Origin of the sequence: Undibacterium sp. SXout7W, assembly GCF_049339385.1 — a bacterium.
Lineage (GTDB): Bacteria > Pseudomonadota > Gammaproteobacteria > Burkholderiales > Burkholderiaceae_D > Undibacterium.
This window is the reverse complement of record NZ_JBMPPF010000020.1, coordinates 35,724-55,092: the sequence shown is the minus strand read 5'-3', so window position 1 is coordinate 55,092 and position 19,369 is coordinate 35,724. Positions and strand designations below refer to the sequence as shown.

General features: G+C 46.7%; 22 protein-coding genes. 13 read left to right on the top strand and 9 right to left on the bottom strand.

Going from position 1 to position 19,369, the window contains the following annotated elements:
- Positions 1-2 precede the first annotated feature (2 nt).
- The 7 genes from ACO0LB_RS17145 to ACO0LB_RS17115 all read right to left on the bottom strand — a co-directional run bounded on the left by ACO0LB_RS17145 (position 3) and on the right by ACO0LB_RS17115 (position 6,366).
- Positions 3-287 carry a PAAR domain-containing protein gene (locus ACO0LB_RS17145; RefSeq protein ID WP_423051277.1) on the bottom strand — a complete coding sequence of 95 codons (285 nt, stop codon included), beginning with the start codon at positions 285-287 and terminating at the stop codon, positions 3-5.
- Positions 288-336: 49 nt separating this feature from the next.
- Entirely contained in the window at positions 337-2,127 is a 1,791-nt protein-coding gene (gene vgrG / locus ACO0LB_RS17140) for a type VI secretion system tip protein VgrG (protein WP_423051275.1), read from the bottom strand.
- A complete protein-coding gene (locus tag ACO0LB_RS17135; protein WP_423051273.1) occupies positions 2,124-2,792 on the bottom strand; it encodes a CIS tube protein in 669 nt (222 codons plus the stop codon). The genes vgrG and ACO0LB_RS17135 overlap by 4 nt, the downstream gene beginning before the upstream one ends.
- A gap of 34 nt (positions 2,793-2,826) precedes the next feature.
- On the bottom strand, positions 2,827-2,988 hold the full coding sequence (locus tag ACO0LB_RS17130) for a DUF5908 family protein (RefSeq protein ID WP_423051271.1): 162 nt from the start codon (positions 2,986-2,988) through the stop codon (positions 2,827-2,829).
- A 40-nt stretch (positions 2,989-3,028) separates the two neighbouring features.
- A complete protein-coding gene (locus tag ACO0LB_RS17125; RefSeq protein WP_423051269.1) occupies positions 3,029-3,508 on the bottom strand; it encodes a phage tail protein in 480 nt (159 codons plus the stop codon).
- 49 nt (positions 3,509-3,557) lie between these two features.
- Positions 3,558-4,034 (bottom strand): phage tail protein, encoded by a 477-nt coding sequence (locus tag ACO0LB_RS17120; RefSeq protein ID WP_423051267.1) that lies wholly within the window; start codon positions 4,032-4,034, stop codon positions 3,558-3,560.
- A gap of 61 nt (positions 4,035-4,095) precedes the next feature.
- Positions 4,096-6,366, bottom strand: coding sequence for a phage tail sheath family protein (locus ACO0LB_RS17115; protein WP_423051265.1), 2,271 nt, complete (start codon positions 6,364-6,366; stop codon positions 4,096-4,098).
- 368 nt (positions 6,367-6,734) lie between these two features.
- Here ACO0LB_RS17115 and ACO0LB_RS17110 point away from each other — a divergent pair, with 368 nt between their 5' ends.
- The 4 genes from ACO0LB_RS17110 (at position 6,735) to ACO0LB_RS17095 (ending at position 11,534) form a co-directional block, all read left to right on the top strand.
- The gene (locus ACO0LB_RS17110; RefSeq protein WP_423051331.1) at positions 6,735-7,106 is read left to right on the top strand and encodes a hypothetical protein; all 372 of its coding nucleotides are present in this window, start codon (positions 6,735-6,737) and stop codon (positions 7,104-7,106) included.
- 486 nt (positions 7,107-7,592) lie between these two features.
- On the top strand, positions 7,593-8,339 hold the full coding sequence (locus ACO0LB_RS17105) for a GGDEF domain-containing protein (protein ID WP_423051263.1): 747 nt from the start codon (positions 7,593-7,595) through the stop codon (positions 8,337-8,339).
- 251 nt (positions 8,340-8,590) lie between these two features.
- Positions 8,591-10,582: a hypothetical protein gene (locus ACO0LB_RS17100; RefSeq protein WP_423051261.1), complete on the top strand. Its 1,992-nt coding sequence runs from the start codon at positions 8,591-8,593 to the stop codon at positions 10,580-10,582.
- A gap of 196 nt (positions 10,583-10,778) precedes the next feature.
- The gene (locus ACO0LB_RS17095; protein ID WP_423051259.1) at positions 10,779-11,534 is read left to right on the top strand and encodes a peptidylprolyl isomerase; all 756 of its coding nucleotides are present in this window, start codon (positions 10,779-10,781) and stop codon (positions 11,532-11,534) included.
- A 372-nt stretch (positions 11,535-11,906) separates the two neighbouring features.
- Here ACO0LB_RS17095 and ACO0LB_RS17090 read toward each other — a convergent pair whose 3' ends face one another.
- Positions 11,907-12,212 (bottom strand): hypothetical protein, encoded by a 306-nt coding sequence (locus ACO0LB_RS17090; RefSeq protein ID WP_423051257.1) that lies wholly within the window; start codon positions 12,210-12,212, stop codon positions 11,907-11,909.
- A 1,612-nt stretch (positions 12,213-13,824) separates the two neighbouring features.
- On the opposite strand from ACO0LB_RS17090, the gene ACO0LB_RS17085 reads away from it, so the two are divergent.
- From ACO0LB_RS17085 to ACO0LB_RS17045, 9 genes are all read left to right on the top strand, one after another.
- Positions 13,825-14,985, top strand: a complete 1,161-nt coding sequence (locus ACO0LB_RS17085; RefSeq protein WP_423051255.1) for an integrase domain-containing protein — start codon at positions 13,825-13,827, stop codon at positions 14,983-14,985.
- Between the two features lie 43 nt (positions 14,986-15,028).
- Positions 15,029-15,214 carry a hypothetical protein gene (locus ACO0LB_RS17080; RefSeq protein ID WP_423051253.1) on the top strand — a complete coding sequence of 62 codons (186 nt, stop codon included), beginning with the start codon at positions 15,029-15,031 and terminating at the stop codon, positions 15,212-15,214.
- A gap of 130 nt (positions 15,215-15,344) precedes the next feature.
- The gene (locus ACO0LB_RS17075; protein WP_423051251.1) at positions 15,345-15,533 is read left to right on the top strand and encodes a hypothetical protein; all 189 of its coding nucleotides are present in this window, start codon (positions 15,345-15,347) and stop codon (positions 15,531-15,533) included.
- A gap of 8 nt (positions 15,534-15,541) precedes the next feature.
- Positions 15,542-16,273, top strand: coding sequence for a DsbC family protein (locus ACO0LB_RS17070; RefSeq protein ID WP_423051249.1), 732 nt, complete (start codon positions 15,542-15,544; stop codon positions 16,271-16,273).
- A gap of 23 nt (positions 16,274-16,296) precedes the next feature.
- Entirely contained in the window at positions 16,297-16,857 is a 561-nt protein-coding gene (locus ACO0LB_RS17065) for a YcbK family protein (protein WP_423051248.1), read from the top strand.
- Between the two features lie 35 nt (positions 16,858-16,892).
- Complete coding sequence (locus tag ACO0LB_RS17060; protein WP_423051246.1) at positions 16,893-17,090, top strand: hypothetical protein; 198 nt, start codon at positions 16,893-16,895, stop codon at positions 17,088-17,090.
- A 196-nt stretch (positions 17,091-17,286) separates the two neighbouring features.
- Positions 17,287-17,610, top strand: a complete 324-nt coding sequence (locus ACO0LB_RS17055) for a hypothetical protein (protein WP_423051245.1) — start codon at positions 17,287-17,289, stop codon at positions 17,608-17,610.
- Between the two features lie 33 nt (positions 17,611-17,643).
- Positions 17,644-17,829: a hypothetical protein gene (locus ACO0LB_RS17050; RefSeq protein WP_423051243.1), complete on the top strand. Its 186-nt coding sequence runs from the start codon at positions 17,644-17,646 to the stop codon at positions 17,827-17,829.
- Between the two features lie 35 nt (positions 17,830-17,864).
- On the top strand, positions 17,865-18,350 hold the full coding sequence (locus tag ACO0LB_RS17045; protein WP_423051241.1) for a hypothetical protein: 486 nt from the start codon (positions 17,865-17,867) through the stop codon (positions 18,348-18,350).
- Between the two features lie 280 nt (positions 18,351-18,630).
- On the opposite strand, the gene ACO0LB_RS17040 is transcribed toward ACO0LB_RS17045, so the two are convergent.
- The gene (locus tag ACO0LB_RS17040; protein ID WP_423051239.1) at positions 18,631-19,347 is read right to left on the bottom strand and encodes a nuclease-related domain-containing protein; all 717 of its coding nucleotides are present in this window, start codon (positions 19,345-19,347) and stop codon (positions 18,631-18,633) included.
- Positions 19,348-19,369 lie beyond the last annotated feature (22 nt).

Below are 19,369 nucleotides of genomic sequence, written 5' to 3'. Positions count from 1 at the left end.
CTTCAGCCTCCTATCATCACGGTGGGGTTGCCTATAATAATGTTACCCCCGTGAGCCGTGGTATCGCCCATGCGCGCGGCAGGTTTGCCACCGATCATGACGGTGGCTGAACCCTTGATGACAGTATCCGGTGGCCCAACGCAGACCAGCGAATCCCCCAGCACCGCAGCAGGCAACATACCGATCAGTACAGTCTCGATACCGGGACCGATGAGCGGTCCGCCGACGTGAGGCACGATGCCGGTAACCATCGGGCAGACATGCATGGAAGTAAGTGTGGCAGCCATCGGCATAAGTAGTCTTTCTTTAACCTGAAGTTGATTTCATCAGCAGCGTTTAATTGATCAGCACCATCGCACCCTTGATGGTGAGCACACCGCTGGAGTTCAGTTTGGCACTGGCATCGCCTGATAAAGACAGCGAGGCAGATGCACTGGTGCTGATGTTGGCGGCAGAACTGGTCATGTTAGTGCTGGCCTTGAGCGTCATTGCTCCCTTTGCACTGATATTGACATTGCCGTTAGCGGACAAATTAATATCCTTAGGGCTATTGAGCGTAATGCCGCTGTCGGAGAGTGTTATCGTATTTTTGTTGGAATCTTCAATGGTGATCGATTTTGCATCGTCACTCAAGGTAATGATCTGACCACCGGGCGTACTAATCACAGTGATTTTTTTCTCATCATCCATGGTGATTTTAAGCTGGCCCTTGGTGACAACGGCTTTATTGGTATTGGCTGCGTCCGGTGTAAACGGTGGCACGTTTTTGCTGCTATACAAACTGCCAAGAATAATCGGAAAACTGGGATCTTCATTTAAAAAACCGAGCACGACTTCGTCGCCGATTTCTGGCATGAAAAAAATACCCGCTTTGTTAGTCGCATAGTTACTCGCAAGTCGCGCCCAGATGCCGTCGCCAGCCGGATTAATCAGCGGTGCGACTACCAGCACGCGGTTTTGTCCTTCTGGGTCTTGATCAATTTGTTTGACTGTGCCGACGATCAAGCCTCCGACACCGGGAATCACGCCCGACGCAGGCGGTGCCTCGATGTCGGCCATTTCATTGACAAACCAGTTGGGCGACAGTCCCATGCCGACTTCCGTGATCCAGTTTCCACTCTCAATCGTATGTACCACGCTGGACATGAAAGCATTGCCATTAAAGCGCGTTCCGCAGCCTTCCAATTGAATTGTCTGACCCGGTTTGGGCGAAGCGTTGCCGCGAAAAGACACTGTGCCGCGAATTTTTGCAAGGCGCGATTTGAGTAATTGGGCATTCGCCCAACTCTGTAGTTCGCTGCTGGGAAGGGTGGTAGAAAGCTGTAAATTGAATGCGCCGATATTGAGTACCTGCGATAACTGCTGTCCGCTGATATTCCCTTGAGAATTCACGGCAGGTTCGCTAGAAGTGCCACTGACCACTGCTTGATTTGCCATGTCCCACGCACTGCTTTGTACCGTCGGCAATTGCACACTTGCATCCATTTCTGCATTGATTTCCAGTAAGGCATCGCCATACTCAATCAGCAAGACTGGCTCTGCATCGACTTGAGGAGGTTGTACAGTCACTACCGCATTATCAACCAACACGATCTGTCCATTGATCTCGGCGCGCGCCACCAGAAAATCCCAGTCGGTGGCATAGTAGCGCACGATTTCATCTTGTACCGTGGTGGTGGCTGTCACATTCGGAGTAAGCCCGGCAGCACTGATGATGGTACTGAAGGCATCGCTGTCGGATTTTCCGACATACGCGCTTTTACGGCCCAGTGTCATAGCCAGAGCTTTGTCATAGCAGGTAACGGTCAGATAAGATTTGCCATCGCTTTTGACCTTCACTCCTTGTCTGGTCACAATCCCCTTGAAAATCGTATTTTCTACACTTTCATAGCCTGCCAGAATTTCTATCGTGACTCCGGGTAAAAAGGAACTGGAAGAACTGATCGCAAAAGCTTCGCTCGAAGGGTTGCCGTCATATAGCGTAATTTTGGCATTGCTGATCCGGTTAACCTGTTTTTGAACCCGCACCTGCCATACCTGATAGGTGTCTGGCATGGGGGCACCATTGATCATGATCGAAAATGAAACCAGATCAGTTTTGCCCGAAAGAGGGGAAAGGGCTGTCATATTTGTGTTTCCAGAGGAGGGAAGTAAATCGTGGTTCCCGGCTTGAGAGAGCGGAAATGGTTGAGTTTGTTGAAGCGGGCGATCCAAGTATAGTATTTACTGTCGCCATAAATCTGGTAGCACATGACCGGTAAGGTGTCGCCAGCTTCAACGGTTCTGGCATGCGTCATGTCGGGAGACTGTTTTCCGCTGGCTTGTGTAATTTCATTCGGCGACAGATACTGTTCAAATTCAACCGATAATTTAGCGCGCAGAGGTGTGCCATCCGGCTTGAAGAGGTTATATTCCAGGTTCAGACTGGTCAGCCTGCAATTGAACGCATTTGAAGTTCCCCATACTATTTGCAGATAGTTCGGACTATGTATGGTTCCGTTGTAGTTATACGCCACTTTTTTAAAGTCAGCGACTGCACTCGCGACGTTGCTGACGCCGGGCACAATGCCAGTGGCATCGAGATAAAAATCAAAGCTGATCACTTGCGGCGATTGCACATAGAATTTGGTCGTGACGCCAGCGGTATCCGTCGAATCGTTTTTAGTATATTGCGTGGTGTGTTGATGGCGGTAGGATTCAGGATTAATCTGCAAGGTGAAAGTACCCACCTGTTGCGTGAAGGCAGAATCTGAAAAGGCGTTTACCACCAGTTTTACCGGGCTAGATGTCATGCGTCAGCAATATGTCAGTTGGTGTGGCACTTCATTAACGCTGTAGGGAAGACTGTAGATTTTCCAGAATCCTGTCGTTGCATTCCCGAATGATTTGTTGCTTGATTTCTTCGATGATTTGTGGCGAGAGTGCAGGCTTGACTTGACTGGGTGTTACTGTCGCACGTATCACCAGCTCACGAATTTCTATGGTCATGCTACCTCCCTGTTTAGTTTGTGTCGGTTCATTTTTCCGGTCAGGTACTGTTGCCAGAACCAACCACTCTGGTGAAATACGAGTACGCTAATTCCATGGTCTCAATGGCTAATTCATTTTTTTCTGCATTCAGATCGACCACGCTCCATTTGACTGGCCATGCATCAACGAAATTCCAGGTGAGTAAGGGTTGTTGTGCACCATCTAACAGAGAAACCGTAATTTGCTGTGGCGTGATTGCCTCATTCAGACCCGCAGTAAACGTACTTTCGAACCAGACTGCGAGCGGCGAATTCAATAACATGATGCCTCGCTTCAGTATCAAATTACCGTATTTTGCACGCTCAGGCAGTTGATAGGAAAAGCGGTTTTCACCTCCTTCTTTGAGTTCGAAGGTGGTGAATTCCGAAGTGAGTCCGGATACTTCCTGAAAACTGGTGTCATTACCTGTGCTGGCTCCTGCAATACTGACCGTAAAGCAAAAAACAACCGGAGGATAGCTTGGTGCCGTGGAACTCATATCACGACACCGCCAGCTTATCAGGAGTCCTTATCCACATCATGCAAAATCAGCTAGGATTGGTGATCTGCAAATACTCATAAGCAATTTCTATCGACTCCACGGCAACTTCATTACCATCCGCCTTGAGATCGGTACCTGTGATTTTGGTAGGCCAGGCATTATTGAGAGTCCAGACCATTGTTGCCGCACCGGTTTGATCAAGCAAACTGATCGTGCCAGTCTGACGCTGTATGGTGTTCATCTGTATTGCTGAAAACCAGGTCCAGAATTTGTTGTCATTGACAAAAATTCCTTTTTTCATCGTCACGTTGCCATATTTTTTCAAACCCGGCATTTTGGCCGTGCTGTACTGAGCGAAATCGCCAGCACGGTATTCAATGATCTGAGCTTCCGCGTCGAGTCCGGTAACTTCCTGGAAGGATGCACCCAACATCCCGCCCATACTGACGGAAAACTGAAACTTGGGTAACGGCCAAAAGGTATTATCTTGGGTAGAACCATTTCCACTGGCGCCTGTAGTCATATTCGTTTATCTCCAATTCGACATTGAAAAAACAGCTTGCATCAGAAATTCATCTTCGTGATCAGGATTTTTGCATTTGCTGCTGAAAGGTCAGCACAATAAATTCTGCTGGTCGTACTACTGCCACACCGATTTTCACATTCATAATACCGGCCAGAATATCCTGTGAAGTCATGGTTGTACCTAAACCTACCGCAACGGTAAAGGCATCACTTGCCTTGGCTCCGACCAAAGCACCGCTGGCCCATTGCTGTGTCAGAAAGTTGGTAATGGTGGTATTCACATTCACCCATGTCAGGCTGTCATTGGAAGCGAACACATAGGCTTGCATGGCGTTTTTGATCGATTGCTCAAGCATGATCATGGTGCGTCGCACGTTGATGTAACGCCAGTCGTCGCTATTGCCTGCCATAGTGCGCGCACCCCAGACCAGCAAACCATAATTCGGGAAGGTGCGGATCGCGTTCACCGCCAAACCATTGAGAGGAACATTCAAGCCAGCTTGCTGTGCATCGGTAATATTGACCGCAGGCGTAACGGCATTGATGATGGTGGTATTGGCGGGTGATTGATAGACTCCGAATGTGTTGTCGGTACGGGCATAGACACCCGCCATCCCTCCGCTGGGCGGCAGTAAATTAATGGATACACCCAAGTCAGCAATAACAGTCTGAAATGTGGACGACAGTGCGTAAATAGTCTGATTATTACTTTGAACGGCAGCCACCGCAGCCGTGGTGCCGCTGGCATTCAGAGCTGCAGTACCATACGTGAAATTAGTGACTGTATAGGTCGTCGTGCTGGCAGGTTGTGCCTGCACCGGTGGCGAGGCAGTATTATCAGCGGCTACCGCAGGATTAGAAGCTACGATAATGTTGGTAGTGACGCCATTGACCGTTGTGCTGGTATTGCTGGTAATGGTACCGCCATTAATCGTTGCTCCCACTGCCAGAGACTGCCCGATAAACGCTGGTGCTGTGGTACTGGTCGTTGAGCTGCCACTCACATCATCAAAGATAATCGTGGAATATTTGGTGACAGGAGCAGAGGTGGTTGTTGTGTTGGTATCCGACACCGTGCTGGAATTCGTTGTCGTGGTAACCGTACAGATACTGGTGCTGCCACCAAGAATATTAGAGCCAGAAGTATCAGTGGTAATAGCACTTGCAAAATAGCGATTGGTTGTCACCAGGTCTGAGACGACGGTGCCTGTACCATCGCCGGGAACCAGATCGGCAGTGGTGGTGACGGTATTGACCGACTCAAAAAATGCTGCCGTAGTGGTGGTCACCGTCGTTGATGACGAAGGCGTTGCTGCTGCACCAGTGGTTGCATCGGCTGCGGTCGCAGCAGTGCTGGTGGTGGTTGATACGGTAGTCGGTGTATCCGTGTAAGGAATTGCCAGCGAGAGAACGATACTCACGTATTGATAATAATTAGCAGAATAATAGCCGGCAGCATTGACCGGATAAATCGCCTGTGCCTCTGTGACCAAGTCCTGCTTCAGCAAAGTCAGCGGACTGATGGGAGACGCTGGAGTTGGCGGGGTTCCATTAAAAGGATAAGCATCAATTTGATCTGAAATCCAGGTGAAATCAATATCACCATCAGAAACAATATCCGTATTCACCCAAGGATAATAGGCGATGCCATATTTGTTATAGGCTTCACCCAAACCATTAACAGAATAAAAAGTGGAGCTGGAAATAGGGGAGTTAATCGTATCGCCGATAGAAACCCAGCCGTTGCGAACATCCAGTATCGTGACCTGAGTTTGCATGGTATTACACTGCACCAACGCAGCTTGCGATACCGAAGTCCATTCCGCTTGATTGAGCATCATTGCATCTGGAATCACTAATATCGTGGGTTCCGCATATTGCTGAAGCGTGCTGAATGCACTGGTAATCAACGCGCTGGTATCGGTCACTGATTTGACGCCAGCATTGTAATCGCTATAACTTCCCAGAGAGACAATATAACAATTGCTGCCGCCATTATTGAAAAACATCAACAGGCTGTAGTACAGATAAAACATGGGGGTCGATGCTGCCGTTACATAGGGCGGATAAGCAGTCGAATTACTGGTATAGATAAACTTTGTATAGTCCGGTGCTGGAGCACCGGAGCTGCCGGGCAGCGCGAAATAAGTCAGAAAATCCGCCATTGAGGTGATTGCCGTTGGCACACCTACCAAACTCTTATTTCCAGCAAACGCAGTTTCGGTATAACCGATGAATACGGGAACTGCAGTGGGTACCTCAACAACAGCAGTCGAAAATCCATTTACTTCTGCAATATATACACCAGGGGTTTGGTATTGAGCTGCCATATGCCGAATCTCCAATAAATAAATGACTATCTTGTACAACGATGCGTAGTCGACCAGTTCTTTGCTTTAGCACCATGTTATTAATGTGAAAAGCTTAACAATAGTATTGTATTTAAGATATTTTTTGTGATTTACATAGCAAATAAATAAAATTTATTTTAAAAAAAACAATTGACTTTTTAAAAATATTTAATTCATTGTCAATGATTAGTGATCTTTAGGCTTGATCATTGGTTTTTTAAGCATTTATTTGCTCAATCAATTGATGTGTGCTGGACACCAAGACGTTGCCTCCTGTTGCAGTGATTACAAGCTGCGGCGTGGTAGACGACGAAAGCTAAGGACACAAGCAGTACCAATTTCAGCCAATGGCTGTTGAAGTTAATAAACTTCGTTCAGATGTCTGGCTTGCGTTCAGCCATCCATTTAACGGTAGCCGGATCGCGGTGCGAGAAAAAACGGCTCGTCTTGGTATCCTGCGCTGTGATAACAGCCATGTCGGTATCATCAAACTCAAAGTTGAAAATGGAAATGTTCTCTACCTGCGCTCCTTACGCACTGACTTCTCCAGGGAGACAATGTCGCGTTGTAGCAGCCAGCGCAGTACAATCAGGCCTATCGCTTGCGTCAAACATCAGAACATGTCCGGTTCCGACATCGGTGATGATCACAAAGATTATTTCAGCGGTGAAGCAGGGTTGAAAGCTGCTGGTAAAGACAACACAATGAATCAGTTCTGATTCTGGATACAGTATAAAATTCGCTAGAGCCTAATGCCGTTCGGTAAAAACTGAACGGCATTTTTTATTTCTCACTTGTCAACGTCACATCCACCCTGTCAGCCGTCGTCGTATTCGACGACAACCTTCATTTTTTAATTCATCGCCTTGAATCGCTCAGCTAGAGACGGTCTGGGAGAGCATTTGGCGTTGACGAAAGAATTCTCACTGATCGAGCTTATCGCCGTAACGAGCTTTTCCTATTGGGAGGATTTACTCAATAAAATCGATTCCCGTTTCAATATCTGATATTGAAAGTAACGATAAAAATCATGGTTCCGCTTTTACCTCATTCGGAGTATGCAATCTTGCTCCACATTCAACAGATACAGCATGAACCACTGAACAAAACACCTTCATCAAAAATTATTTATCCCATTTGGGAACTATCTCTTTGCACCGGGTTACACATGGTAAACCAAGTTAACTCGACGGGAGATGAGCAATATGGAAAATAGAATGATTTCTGGTTTGCAGACTGATGTCATATCTGTATTGCACTCCAAACAAGCAGAGAATTTTTGCCACTCAGGAAGTGCTTTTTCTGATCATGTGCCGCCCTATTCACATTCCCGCAACGGCACGGGTTCGCATCTTCACAACTTAACAAACTGGGCACATGATCTGCCTTCTGTGCGATACCTTCCAGAAAAACGCGTCACACCAAACACCCAAATCCGGCATCAGTCCAATACAGTTTGGCTGCGAGAGACAAAAGAAAAAACGGATGACTATCGTGATGAACTAACGGGGCTACCCAACCGCAAGCTACTACAAGAATGCTTTGAGAAAAAAATTGCTTACGGAACACGTTCAAACAAACAGGCAGGATTTTTACTGATTAACCTGGACAGATTTAAAGAAGTCAATGCCGTATTAGGACATGCAGTGGGTGACAAATTACTGTGCAAAGTGGTCAATCGGCTGACCCATTGCATCGGAGTCTTCGATTCAGTCTGCCGATACGAAGGTGATAAGTTCGTTGTCATTGTTTCTCATGCTCATGACAAAAATGCTCTGAACATGCTGAGCAATAAAATTCGTCTGTGCCTGGAAGCTCCTTATCTTATTTCTGGAAAAGGACTCATTATCGGCATCAGCATCGGCAGCGCAATATTTCCTGCGGAAGGAGACGCTTTTCAAACCATTTTTGAACAAGCAGAAAGAGACATGCGGAAAATAAAAACACAATAACAATGGCATGAAGAATTGCGCCACGCGGCTTTGTCGTAACAACGACCACAACAATCAGTTATTAGTAAGCAGTAAGCAGTTTTATTTTTACTAAAACGCAGCGTTGACGGTAATGTCAACATAGGAATGAACTCTGTGTTGGATGACATCACTCGATTGAGAGAAGCATCATCTGGCGACTGCATGGAAGCCGTGAAATGCATGTATTGCAATTCATGGCTATATGATTATTCTTTAACGAAAGGGTTCCTGTGATGCAACTTTCAATATCACCTCAAAACCACATACCAGCAGCTGAGTATCACCAAATTCAAACCCCGAGAGCTGGCCAGCCAGAATCAACAGAAGTTGGAGCACCAAGTACCCGTAGTAAGGCGGGTGGCTATGCCAAAAGTTGGGGGAAAATTTTGGGGCGCAATGCCGTTTCCGTTGGATTAGCAACCGCAGTAAGGGAATTAGTACGCCGCGACGCTCTTGTTACGTATCAAAAAAATCATCCTAGCGGGAGTCATGGATGGGCGACGGCAGCCCAGATTACCCCAGCGGTGTTCCTCGGATTGGGGCAAATTCGTGATATGGTAAAAGGAGAACACACAACAGCGACAACAGCATCACGGGTAGCTCTTATTGGATTCGTAGCTGCTAGCACCTTAGCCATCCAATTGAACCCCGATAAGATGAAGGATGCCGAACCTGCTCTTATCGCTGGCGCGTTCCTCTATCCGGCTGTTCGGGATTTGATTCAATTTTTCTGGGGAATTGAGAATAAACATGCCCCTGATAAATTAACCCTTTTACCTGGTATTCTTTCAGCAGTTGCCTATTTCGCCAACCAAACCACCGTTGGTGGCGCATTTATGGATCTTGGCGTGGAATCGATGCTCCCCGCACCACCAGCCGTTACTGCGACTCTGGATACTGTAGCGACAGCACTTCCTACTTCTATAGCAACCACACTTGCGCCCGACTTAATGAAGAAGGCTTTAGCTAATATAGCGGTACGCGTACCGCTGAATATTGTTGCAGAAGCTCTAGACGATATAACGCTCGAGTCGATGCTTCATGTGTTTAACAATCCCAATAAAAAAGACAAACCGCTAGAAATACAGTACTCAACCCAGAAGTTTGACTCCGGGTTTGTCGACAGAGCCATAAAAGCCGCCACTACCAATGCCGCTGGTCGCTCAGCACTCATGGTCGTCGTATATAACTTTGTGTACCTGGCAGATCAAGATCTTATGAAAGAAGTTCCAGGAAAAGATGGGGCGACGTGGGGTACTGCCATGGTAGGTGCTGCCGTTCTTGCTGGTCTCTATCTGGCTTTTTATGGAATGTTTGCGAGAGGAAAGCCAGCAGCTGAGTCAAATGAGTCCTCCAGACTGGAAGAAGGACACAGTACTGAAACTCCCGCGGTACATGATGCGGCACCCGTAGCAGAACGGTCAGAAGCACATCCGTTACCAACTGCCCCAATACAAGCTGTCCCTGGCCCAACTATCTCACTTCCGCCATCTCAACCTGAGCCTTCCTCTCGTTTGAGCGAATCAGACTATTTAGAAGCACATTCGTTATCTTCTATATCTGATCAAGGCCTGACTATCGAGGGTCGCGAAGATGCACCTCAACCTCCCCCATCTTCGACTAGAAGCAAACCAGCAAGCCCAACTCTGGCAGATAGTTTGAGAGCAGCTGCGGCGCAGAAGACACTCTCATCGAAGAAACTCTCATCGGAACAATTAGCCCCATTCCAAGCAGCACCAGCCCCCTCCACTAACCGATCTCCTACTGGAGCATCTGGTATTGGATCTATTCACGACCGTAAAGAGAATTATCTTAATGCCCTAGGAACCCAGCAGCATTCTCCTAACGTAGGAAGTCCACATAATTCTGGAAAAGCGAAACCTATCGACCCTCGTATAAATACTTATCTTCGTGCAGCAGGAACCTTGGGGGAGCATACTCCTGTAGAGACAGCTCATCAGACAACTCCTCCTGCAGCAATTGAAACTTCAGGGGTAACTTCTACAGAAGAAAATTTAACTCAAGGTCTAACGGCTACTCCTGTAGAAGGAAATTCAAGGGTAGAACTAGCTTCTACAGAAGAAAATCAAACTGAAGAGGTAGCTCCTGCAGAAGGAAATGCAGAGGCAAAGACAGTGTCATCTCCTACAACAGAGGAAAAGTTAGAGGCAGTGCCAGCTCCTACAACAGACGCAAAAGCAGAGGAAAAGGCTCCTGCATGAGAAACTACACCGATAATTTCTTCAAGAATCTTCAAATAGAACCTTAACCCGATATCCTGAGAACAAAATACTGAATTTTACATTGAAAAACAGCCAAACGATCCCCCGATCAGGGGGCTGAGTCAATAGGTTGTCTTCATTAAAATAGCATTGTTGTCAACATAATTATTTACACTGATTACAACAAGGAGCACTTATGAACAAGATACAAATGGACTTAATGGGAACGAAAAAATCTTCTTCCCCTATAGAAAAACTCACTCTTTCTACGCAAAATTTAATCAATGAAACATTAGATGAACTGAAAAAGGAAACAACGGTAGATCAAGAATTACGTAAAAATGTCATTCAGGTTTATGAGCAACGCGAAGATATTCTTTGGGATATCAGGGAAGGAAATTTACCTCTTACAGAGGAATTAGCAGCCAAAATTGAGCGTAGTACGGGTGATCTTCTGGTCAGTACTTACATAGATCAATTTTTTGCAGAACATAAAGCTGAGGATGTTTTGCTGAAAAATGCTTATCAGGAATACCTCCAGACCCTGAAAGGAAATGAATATGAGTTATCAGGCATAACGGTTAAAACTCTGGAAGATGCAAAAATGGTCACTGCCGAGTTCGGAAGAACACGCTGCTTTGGTGAAGTCGCTTCTAAGTATTCAATTAATGGAAACGCTAGAAGCGGGGGATATATTGGCTGGATTAATGAGAATTTTTTAGAGCCATCAACAAGAGAGCTATTGAGAAAAATGCGTCCAAAGCAAATCAGTGAACCTATTCCAACCCCTGAAGGATTTCACTTGATGTATTTCGAAAATATCCGCCCCACGGTACCAAGCTCATTTGAGGAAGTGAAGCAACACCTGGAAATGGACATTCTTTCTAAAAAATTTATGGCTCATACACACAAACTTCATCAGCAACGAACTACGCAAACGACAGCAACATGAATGATGAGCTAGAAGACATCCGGCAATGAAACAAAGAATCTGAGAATGGCTTGGAGCAATACCATTCTCAGCAATTTGGAGTGTTTTCAATGTGAAATGGTGGAAATGATGTGGCGTGAGCCACCTGCTAGTTTGTACGCGCTTTCATGCCAGTTGCGTCATGACCACGACAGGTTTCATTACACAAGGACATAGAACTCACTCATCAATAGGAATGCATTCTCCAATGTCCCCCGGATTTTAATCTTCGTTGAACTTATCTTTAAAAATCGTATAACTCAGAGGCAACAACCGTAAAGTAAATATCGTTGCAGAAACGATACATCCAACAATCACCAACGCAAATTTGCGCTGTGTTTGTGAGCAGATAGCTCACATGAAGTCACCCTTGTCGAAGCGACGCTCGATGACACCGTCACGTTGTGACGACCCAAACGACTTATTGGGGATCGCGCCTAAGACAGTGATCCGCTCGATTGCCTCCTGGCAAAACAAGGTATAGAACTGATCGCACCACACAAAAGCAACCGCAAACGTGCAGTTACTCAGGATGGTCGCGCTCTGCGTCGATACAAGCGTCGCTGAAAAGTCGAACGTCTGTTTGCATGGCTCAACAAATTCAAGCGTGTCCTCACTCGCTGGGATCGTTGTGCTGATCGATATACAGGCTTTGTTCATCTGGCTTTCTCTATGATTCTACTTCGAAGATATTTATGAAATGAGTTCTAACCAACGTCATCCAGCAACAAACGGATGATCCATATCGATTCATAAAAGGCATGTTGCAAACCAGCATGTAAAATTGTAATACTAATAAAGAGCCCTCCGTTGATTCGGAGGGTTCTTTTTGCCTGGAGATAGATGGGAAGGGAAGGGCGGTGAGGTGAACGTTCAGAATGATTGCCAGAGAGAAACGGCGTCGCTCGGTAAAGTTAATTTTGATACTGATTTGTTGGTTGTTGCGCTGGACTTGTGTGTAGGTTGTACTACTTTAAGTAACGCACGATCTGATGCAACTGGAAGTGCTACCAAAGTTGGGTATAAGTGCGACAAAAATATGACTTTGTCGGCGCAACAAAATGATATTGGCAGAAGTCATACATACGTGCCACATGTGTGACACATAAGTAAGACATTGATCTAAGCCATGCAGACGTTGTGAAGAAATAGCATTTAAGTAGGAGGTATCACCTACTTAAGTCCGACAAGATTGTGGTGCTTAGTGTTCGCGCGTCAAAGTAGGAGATAAGTAGGGGATAAATGCCACAGATGTCTGATATGAAATAGAAAGCACAGCAGAATCAATCTGAAAATACACGAAGTAGCACATAAGTCAGACTATTCCTTTTGTGCTTCATCCGCATAATCCAATCAGACATAGCGACGAATGAAATATCTCTCGCGAAACCAGACAAATATGCCCAAGTTTGACTGATCAACGGTCACAGAATAAGCATCTTGTTGATAAGGCCCTCTAAAAAATTACGCATATCGCATGACAAATGCATCACAGATCATTACTATCGTCATTGCAGTACAGAATTTCAGTATTTTCGCTGGGCAACCAGCATCGTCGAAAGCCTATTGGCTCTTTTTCAGTCGCTCGCTCTTTGCATCAAGTCTTGTGTTTCGCTCCAAAATCGGCAGCGAATTTTTTTGTAAATACAAGAACTTAGCATTGCAAAGAATGAGGGAACCAAAACAGTGATAAACATTGGCTCTCCGGTGTGTTTTCCATTATTTTGAGTAATTCTCAAAATTGGAATACACCGAAGTCAACTACACATTCAATACAAAAAACTGGATATCGAATCACTCACAGCAGTGACATCGTTGGGAGGTTGGCCGCAATCGCGTGCGCTGACGAACTTCAATGAGAACAATCCGGCAAGTCGGTAGGGGCGGTAAGCCTTAACTCCGGACTTGAATGTCATTCTGGTCACGCGTACCAAAAACGCGAGGACTCACGGCCTGCAGAATTACTGCTCGCAGATCTCAACAACAAAACAAGTCAGATGCGCAGGAAGCCGATGCTCTCATAGCAGAGCGACGCTCATTCCAGGCGGTGCTACTTGCCAATGTTGTTCAGAATCTACGTAGCAAAGCAGAGTGCGTGTTGAGCGAAAGCTCAGCTGGAAATGGTGCCTCCCAGATCCAGACTGCCAATTTTTATCGCTAAAGATCCGAGGTCGTCTAGCGCCGTTGTGCAAAACGTTATTTGCAAAAGAACATGCTGTACAGGTAGTTGAACAAAAGTCAATTAAACAATATTGTTTAAAAGGGAAAACACATGGCCATCATTTACGACTTCGAGAAAGACATAGAAGGCTGCAACTTGCATCCTTCGCTGAAAATGGAACTGCGTACGCTATTCAAATCGAATCTGAGCAAACCTCATAGTAGAACGCGTATGTCACAGCAACCACTGGGCATCAAAACACAACGTATGCGCTCGTTATGCTTACTCGCTGCATTGGAGACGCTACAAAAGAATGGATTACATCGTTTTACGACGCTCTCCAGTCTCAAAGAAAAGCATATCCAATTTTTAATAGATACTTGGGTCGCCAAAGGGCAAGAGCGCGGCACGATCGAAAACAAACTGACCTACCTGGCGTCGCTGGCGAGTTGGCTTGGAAAGGCCAATATTGTTAAAGACGTTAGCGAATATGAACAGATCAGCCAATTGCCAAAACGAACTGGTATCACGATGAAAGATAAAAGCTGGAAAGCAGCCGGCATCGACGTTGACCAAAAAATAGCCCAGATCGCGTCAGAAAACAAACACATTGCCATTCAATTAGCACTACAAATCACATTCGGCTTGCGCACAGAAGAAAGCATGTTGCTGCGACCATTCGACGTCATCATGCGCAGAAGTGACCATGTCTATTTAATGATTTCAGATGGTACGAAGGGCGGCCGTCCACGCCGCATCGATGTCATCAACGAATCTGATCTGGACGTGATTGAGCTGGCAAAACAATTCATCAACAAAAAATCTAAAACAACGATCCCAGCAGAATTCACATTTGCTGAGTGGAAAAACAAGTATTACTACTTGTTAAAGAAGCATGGCTTCACCAAGAAAAACCTCGGCGTCACCGCTCATGGTCTGCGCCACCAATATATGCAGAATCTCTACCAACAACTGACCGGCTGCGACAGCCCAGTGCGCGGCGGAGAACAACCAACATCCGACATATTGGCGCAGGCACGTCAGATCATTACCGAACATGCCGGTCATTCGCGTGCGTCTAAAGCCAATGCTTACATTGGCAGTCATGCTGCGATCAAAGCCAAAACATCAAAAGACCTCACAAATCAGCAGATTCTCGACTGCTTGCAACAATGCGAGGGCAATAAAATGAAAGCAGCACTGCAACTCAAGTGCTCAAGAAGTTACCTTTATTCAAGACTCAAAGAAATGGAACATCATGATCATGCGTAATCCAAAACGTTTTCTGTGGACACTGACCCTTTTTTGGACCCTCATGCTGTTGTTCATCTTTATCGTCTTTGTATTGCTGCATGATGCACCTTGGCCTTCGGTCAAATTACCATTACTTACGGTGGCGCTTGGTTTGTTCAGTTATACCGTCCACCTGTTAGCCCGACATTACACCTTGACCCCTGCAACTGTGAAGTTATCCACAGAAACAGTGGACAAGTCGGTGTAATTCTCCCTTCGATCACCCAGAAACCCCCGCAAATGCGATAAGACAGCCGATTGCCACTATTTTATGCAAGTTCGCCGGGGGTAAAAATCAGCACAATGAAAGACTGTTCAAACAAGAGGGCTTATGCATCATGCCACCAGGAAGCAGTCTTTCAGCCAATGCAGTGCACGAAATCGGTACCGGTGTGATTTTGGGTGGCATCGTACTTGTGATCCTGCTGCTCTTGCTGTTACTCAGCAAACACGTCAGCACAACACCGCAACAGCAACCGTCGGAAAGTAAAGAACCGGTGGAACCAAATCAACAACACTCATCGTAAGGAGCATTATGTCTCAACCACGCATTAGCACATTCACGAGCAAACTCACTTTTGCCGTACTACTCGCCAGCATCGGAACGCAAGTACTGGCCGTCACACCAGACGCACTGATCAAGAAACTCGAATCCCGATTAGGTGCAGGCCAGGTCGAAGCGGTCGGCAAATCCCCGTATGCCGATCTGTATGAAGTCCGTACCAAGACCGACATTCTCTATACCGACAAAACCGGCAAATACTTAATCAGTGGTCGCGTGATCGATGTGGACACTGGCACCAACCTGACGGAAGAGCGACTGAACCAGATTAATAAGATCGATTTCAAAAGCCTGCCACTGGAAGACGCCATTAAATACACCAAAGGTAATGGCAAACGCGTGATGGTGATCTTTGAAGACCCGAATTGTGGCTATTGCAAAAAATTCCGTCATACCCTGCAAGAAATAGATAACGTTACTGTGTATACGTTCCAGCTCAATATTGTGTCGGAAGAATCAAAAGCCAAATCCCGGGATATCTGGTGTGCAGCTGATCGCAGTAAAGCATGGGACGACTGGATGCTCAATAACAAATCTCCGGCACCGGCCAATCCCGATTGCACCGCACCGCATGAGAAAGTATTGGCATTGGAAAAAAAATACCGGATTGCCGGAACCCCCGCGATTGTCTTTAGTGATGGCTCCCGTATTCCGGGTGCAGTCGATGCCAAACGCGTAGAAGACAAATTTGCCAAACTCTATTAATAGTTCCGTTATCCTGACGCATCATGAACCGACGTGATTTCTGTAAAGCGGTATCCCTCAGTTGTTTGCCATTATCATCGGCACTGGCGGGGAACGAGCTGGCGGCCGGACAAGTCTATCGTACACCTACCCTCCTCTGGCTGAAGCGGGGAGGGGAGGAATTGCAGTTTGACTATGCGACCGACATTGGCTATCGCTCAGCCTGTTATCTGTTGCGCGATGTACAGGCCAGCCAGCAGGGGCATCCGGATTGGCGAATGTTGCAGACGCTCTCATGGATGCAAACATGGTTAGCACTATACGGACACCATGTCCGTTTCGATGCCTTATCCGGATTGCGCACACCAGCAACAAACAACCGGACAGAAAATGCAGCGCAAAACTCGTTTCACTTACCGGATGCCAAAGGGGTATTTAGGGCGATCGATTTCAGAGCCAATTCCATCCCCAGCAGTTATTTAGGCAAACTCGCGACCCTGCTGCAACAAGGTGGTGTCGGGTTCTACCAGCGGGACTTCATTCATATCGACACGGGGAATTTGATCGGTAAAAATGGAAGCCAGCGTATCTGGCGTGGTTACTAACAGTAAGTACAAAATTCTCAACGAAAGGAAAAGCAATGTGTCCAAAAGAAGATCCTGATTACCTAGCTATGTGGATAGCTCTGATGATAGGTGGCATCCTGTTTGGTGCTGTGATGACGTTTCTGATCACCAAAATCAAACAACGTCGGCGCGACAAGGTGCGCAACACGCCCATCGACAATAGCATGGTGCCGATTCTGCCGACTGGCATTGCAGCAGACTCCCCCCGCTAAACTCTTCTACTCTTGCAGTGAATCACTCGCTTGCTTCTCCCCGGGCAAGCGAGTCAATCTCTGTCAATCAACCTGGCGATGATCCAATCGATCAGCCAATCAAAAAGCGAAGCAATATCGCCACGCATATATGGGTTCGCTCCCTTCCTGTTGCGCCATACTGAGTGCCTGATTCGGCTCACCATCACTGACTACAATGAAAGAATTTACCGAAGAATATGGCTTTGTGGACTCAGGCATCTTTGCTGTCGCCTTGTCACAAGTGCTGCCAGTGGAATTAGTTGTTTTGCGCGCTCACCAGTTTGTCATCCATGCCTGCTGCCGGTATGAACAATATTACCTGGATGCGTTCGGCGTTAGTACTCAGCGTGAGTTAATACAACGTGTCGGACGCGAGTATCAGCATCAAGACATGGTGTTGAGTGTCGTGAGTCAGGATGTAGTATTGAAGTTAAGCAATTGCCAACCAGACGAATTGTTGCGTGCGAAGGGGGGGGGAACCGCTATCTCACCAAAGTAGTACTTCCAAAAACGTTAGATGAAAGGAAACTGTGTGTTCAAATTTAATTCACGCCATGGGGAATCGAATACAGCGTCCATGCACGACCTGATGGTGCAAGAGCCGATGGCGCCAGATATTTATGCGCAAGTCCAGGCACAACGCAGAAAAGCACGTCAACTCATCGAGGCCGCAAAAGATCAGCGTTTCTATCATGATCGTAATTACACCTACGAATAGCCTCACAGATCTGGTCTTCCTCTCTCTCGCACATCATGTCTGATTCGATCCAACTGCAAGTTGTCCGCTTTCCTGTTCCTGCGAATGGCGATCTGACGACCCATATCGACCAACTGGAAGAATATGAACAAGTGATTACGGGCTGGGACCGGACTGACATTGCGGTACCGACTTTTGAGCAATGGGCGTATATCACGCATCGCTCAGACAAACTGCGTGACAGACAGAAAGAGCAGTCCAGGGGAGAAATCCAATTTGCCGCGATTGAGTCCTTGGTGTTGCAGTTAGAAAAATGCAATCTTGCGCTGGTGCGCAAACAGTCTGCCGATTCACACAACAATGCCAATAGTGGTTACGAAGTATTGAAACTGAGCCTGGAACTATCGCAACAACTCAATCTCGCACAACGGTATCAGAAGCGACTCAATGAGTTGTTTGATTATTATGTAATCGATTGCGCGAGTGCGATTCATTGGGAACAGTTCGGACAAGTGCCACAAGCTCAGGTCGGCATGCGCTAGGTATTAGAAAAGTTGCTGCATCAGGTTGTCGTGGCGCATACAGACCAACTCGTACAAACAGAAAGAGCCTTGGGGGTGGACAAAAGGGCAACGGCGCTCATGATCCAAACGGGCGCCTGCCAGCCGGAAGAAGCGAACCGATTACTGTCAGCGATCAAAGGAAAAATTCGTGCGCCAGCGGTACCCGTTTGGAATTCTCTCTTTGGTGGCAGAAGGAAACGGTAGGACCTATCGGAACGGATGCGACAAATGGGCTGAATCTGAGTAATGCTGCAACGCCTTAGTTAACATCGGCGAGATTTTTTACTGGCGACATTCTGCTTTGAGCATGAGATTTTGCCCGTCGTGCGCGATGGACATGTCGCTCCCAGTCATCCGGCGCATCGCTTGCTAGATAAGAAAACCGTTTCGCTAATTGTTTTGGCCGGAACTGTGAGCGTCCGAAGCCCTCAAAATATGCAATCACTTCTGCGAGTTCTGGTTGGAAAAACACATTCATGTCTGGATCATGCAGGGTGACACTTTTTCCGACGATAGCTACCAGCGGAATCATACCGGTATCGATCTGAAATTGATCGGATAGTACATTCTGGTGATTCTGTGCTTGCTTGAAGGCGTTACGCATGAATTTTTCGCCATACCTGGTGCGAACACGCCATTCGCTTTTATGGGGTGAAGGATAGATATCCCCAGATTGATACTTTGTTTCAATGACATAAACGTGTTTTTTGGTGATCAGAATGTGATCGACCTCGATAGAAAATTCATTCCTTCTCCCCCTGTGAAAAACCAGCAAACTCCCGTGTAAGGCCGTAGCGCCGGGATACTGCACCAGCAAATCGTTAATATCCTTCTGCATGGCAAGTTCGGCTGACTCTCCCGCTTGTTCACGCTTTTGTTGTGTGGTTGCTGCAGTCGGTGTACTGGCTGAGTTGCGACGCGTGCCGGTGATGGCTTGCCACAGGCGTGAAATAAGTGATTGAAGGATGGTGAACATGGTAGAGACGTAGATGATGTGA

Bases quoted from the DNA above. Each gene is read 5' to 3' on its own strand.
- ACO0LB_RS17115 (WP_423051265.1), bottom strand. From the start codon at position 6,366: ATGGCAGCTCAATACCAAACCCCTGGTGTATATATTGCAGAAGTAAAT.
- ACO0LB_RS17070 (WP_423051249.1), top strand. From the start codon at position 15,542: ATGTCTCAACCACGCATTAGCACATTCACGAGCAAACTCACTTTTGCC.
- ACO0LB_RS17065 (WP_423051248.1), top strand. From the start codon at position 16,297: ATGAACCGACGTGATTTCTGTAAAGCGGTATCCCTCAGTTGTTTGCCA.
- ACO0LB_RS17120 (WP_423051267.1), bottom strand. From the start codon at position 4,034: ATGACTACAGGCGCCAGTGGAAATGGTTCTACCCAAGATAATACCTTT.
- ACO0LB_RS17085 (WP_423051255.1), top strand. From the start codon at position 13,825: ATGGCCATCATTTACGACTTCGAGAAAGACATAGAAGGCTGCAACTTG.
- ACO0LB_RS17145 (WP_423051277.1), bottom strand. From the start codon at position 287: ATGGCTGCCACACTTACTTCCATGCATGTCTGCCCGATGGTTACCGGC.
- ACO0LB_RS17110 (WP_423051331.1), top strand. From the start codon at position 6,735: ATGGCTGTTGAAGTTAATAAACTTCGTTCAGATGTCTGGCTTGCGTTC.
- ACO0LB_RS17055 (WP_423051245.1), top strand. From the start codon at position 17,287: ATGAAAGAATTTACCGAAGAATATGGCTTTGTGGACTCAGGCATCTTT.
- ACO0LB_RS17095 (WP_423051259.1), top strand. From the start codon at position 10,779: ATGAACAAGATACAAATGGACTTAATGGGAACGAAAAAATCTTCTTCC.
- ACO0LB_RS17090 (WP_423051257.1), bottom strand. From the start codon at position 12,212: ATGAACAAAGCCTGTATATCGATCAGCACAACGATCCCAGCGAGTGAG.
- ACO0LB_RS17045 (WP_423051241.1), top strand. From the start codon at position 17,865: ATGTCTGATTCGATCCAACTGCAAGTTGTCCGCTTTCCTGTTCCTGCG.
- ACO0LB_RS17130 (WP_423051271.1), bottom strand. From the start codon at position 2,988: ATGACCATAGAAATTCGTGAGCTGGTGATACGTGCGACAGTAACACCC.
- ACO0LB_RS17080 (WP_423051253.1), top strand. From the start codon at position 15,029: ATGCTGTTGTTCATCTTTATCGTCTTTGTATTGCTGCATGATGCACCT.
- ACO0LB_RS17040 (WP_423051239.1), bottom strand. From the start codon at position 19,347: ATGTTCACCATCCTTCAATCACTTATTTCACGCCTGTGGCAAGCCATC.
- ACO0LB_RS17135 (WP_423051273.1), bottom strand. From the start codon at position 2,792: ATGACATCTAGCCCGGTAAAACTGGTGGTAAACGCCTTTTCAGATTCT.
- ACO0LB_RS17125 (WP_423051269.1), bottom strand. From the start codon at position 3,508: ATGAGTTCCACGGCACCAAGCTATCCTCCGGTTGTTTTTTGCTTTACG.
- ACO0LB_RS17105 (WP_423051263.1), top strand. From the start codon at position 7,593: ATGGAAAATAGAATGATTTCTGGTTTGCAGACTGATGTCATATCTGTA.
- vgrG (WP_423051275.1), bottom strand. From the start codon at position 2,127: ATGACAGCCCTTTCCCCTCTTTCGGGCAAAACTGATCTGGTTTCATTT.
- ACO0LB_RS17060 (WP_423051246.1), top strand. From the start codon at position 16,893: ATGTGTCCAAAAGAAGATCCTGATTACCTAGCTATGTGGATAGCTCTG.
- ACO0LB_RS17075 (WP_423051251.1), top strand. From the start codon at position 15,345: ATGCCACCAGGAAGCAGTCTTTCAGCCAATGCAGTGCACGAAATCGGT.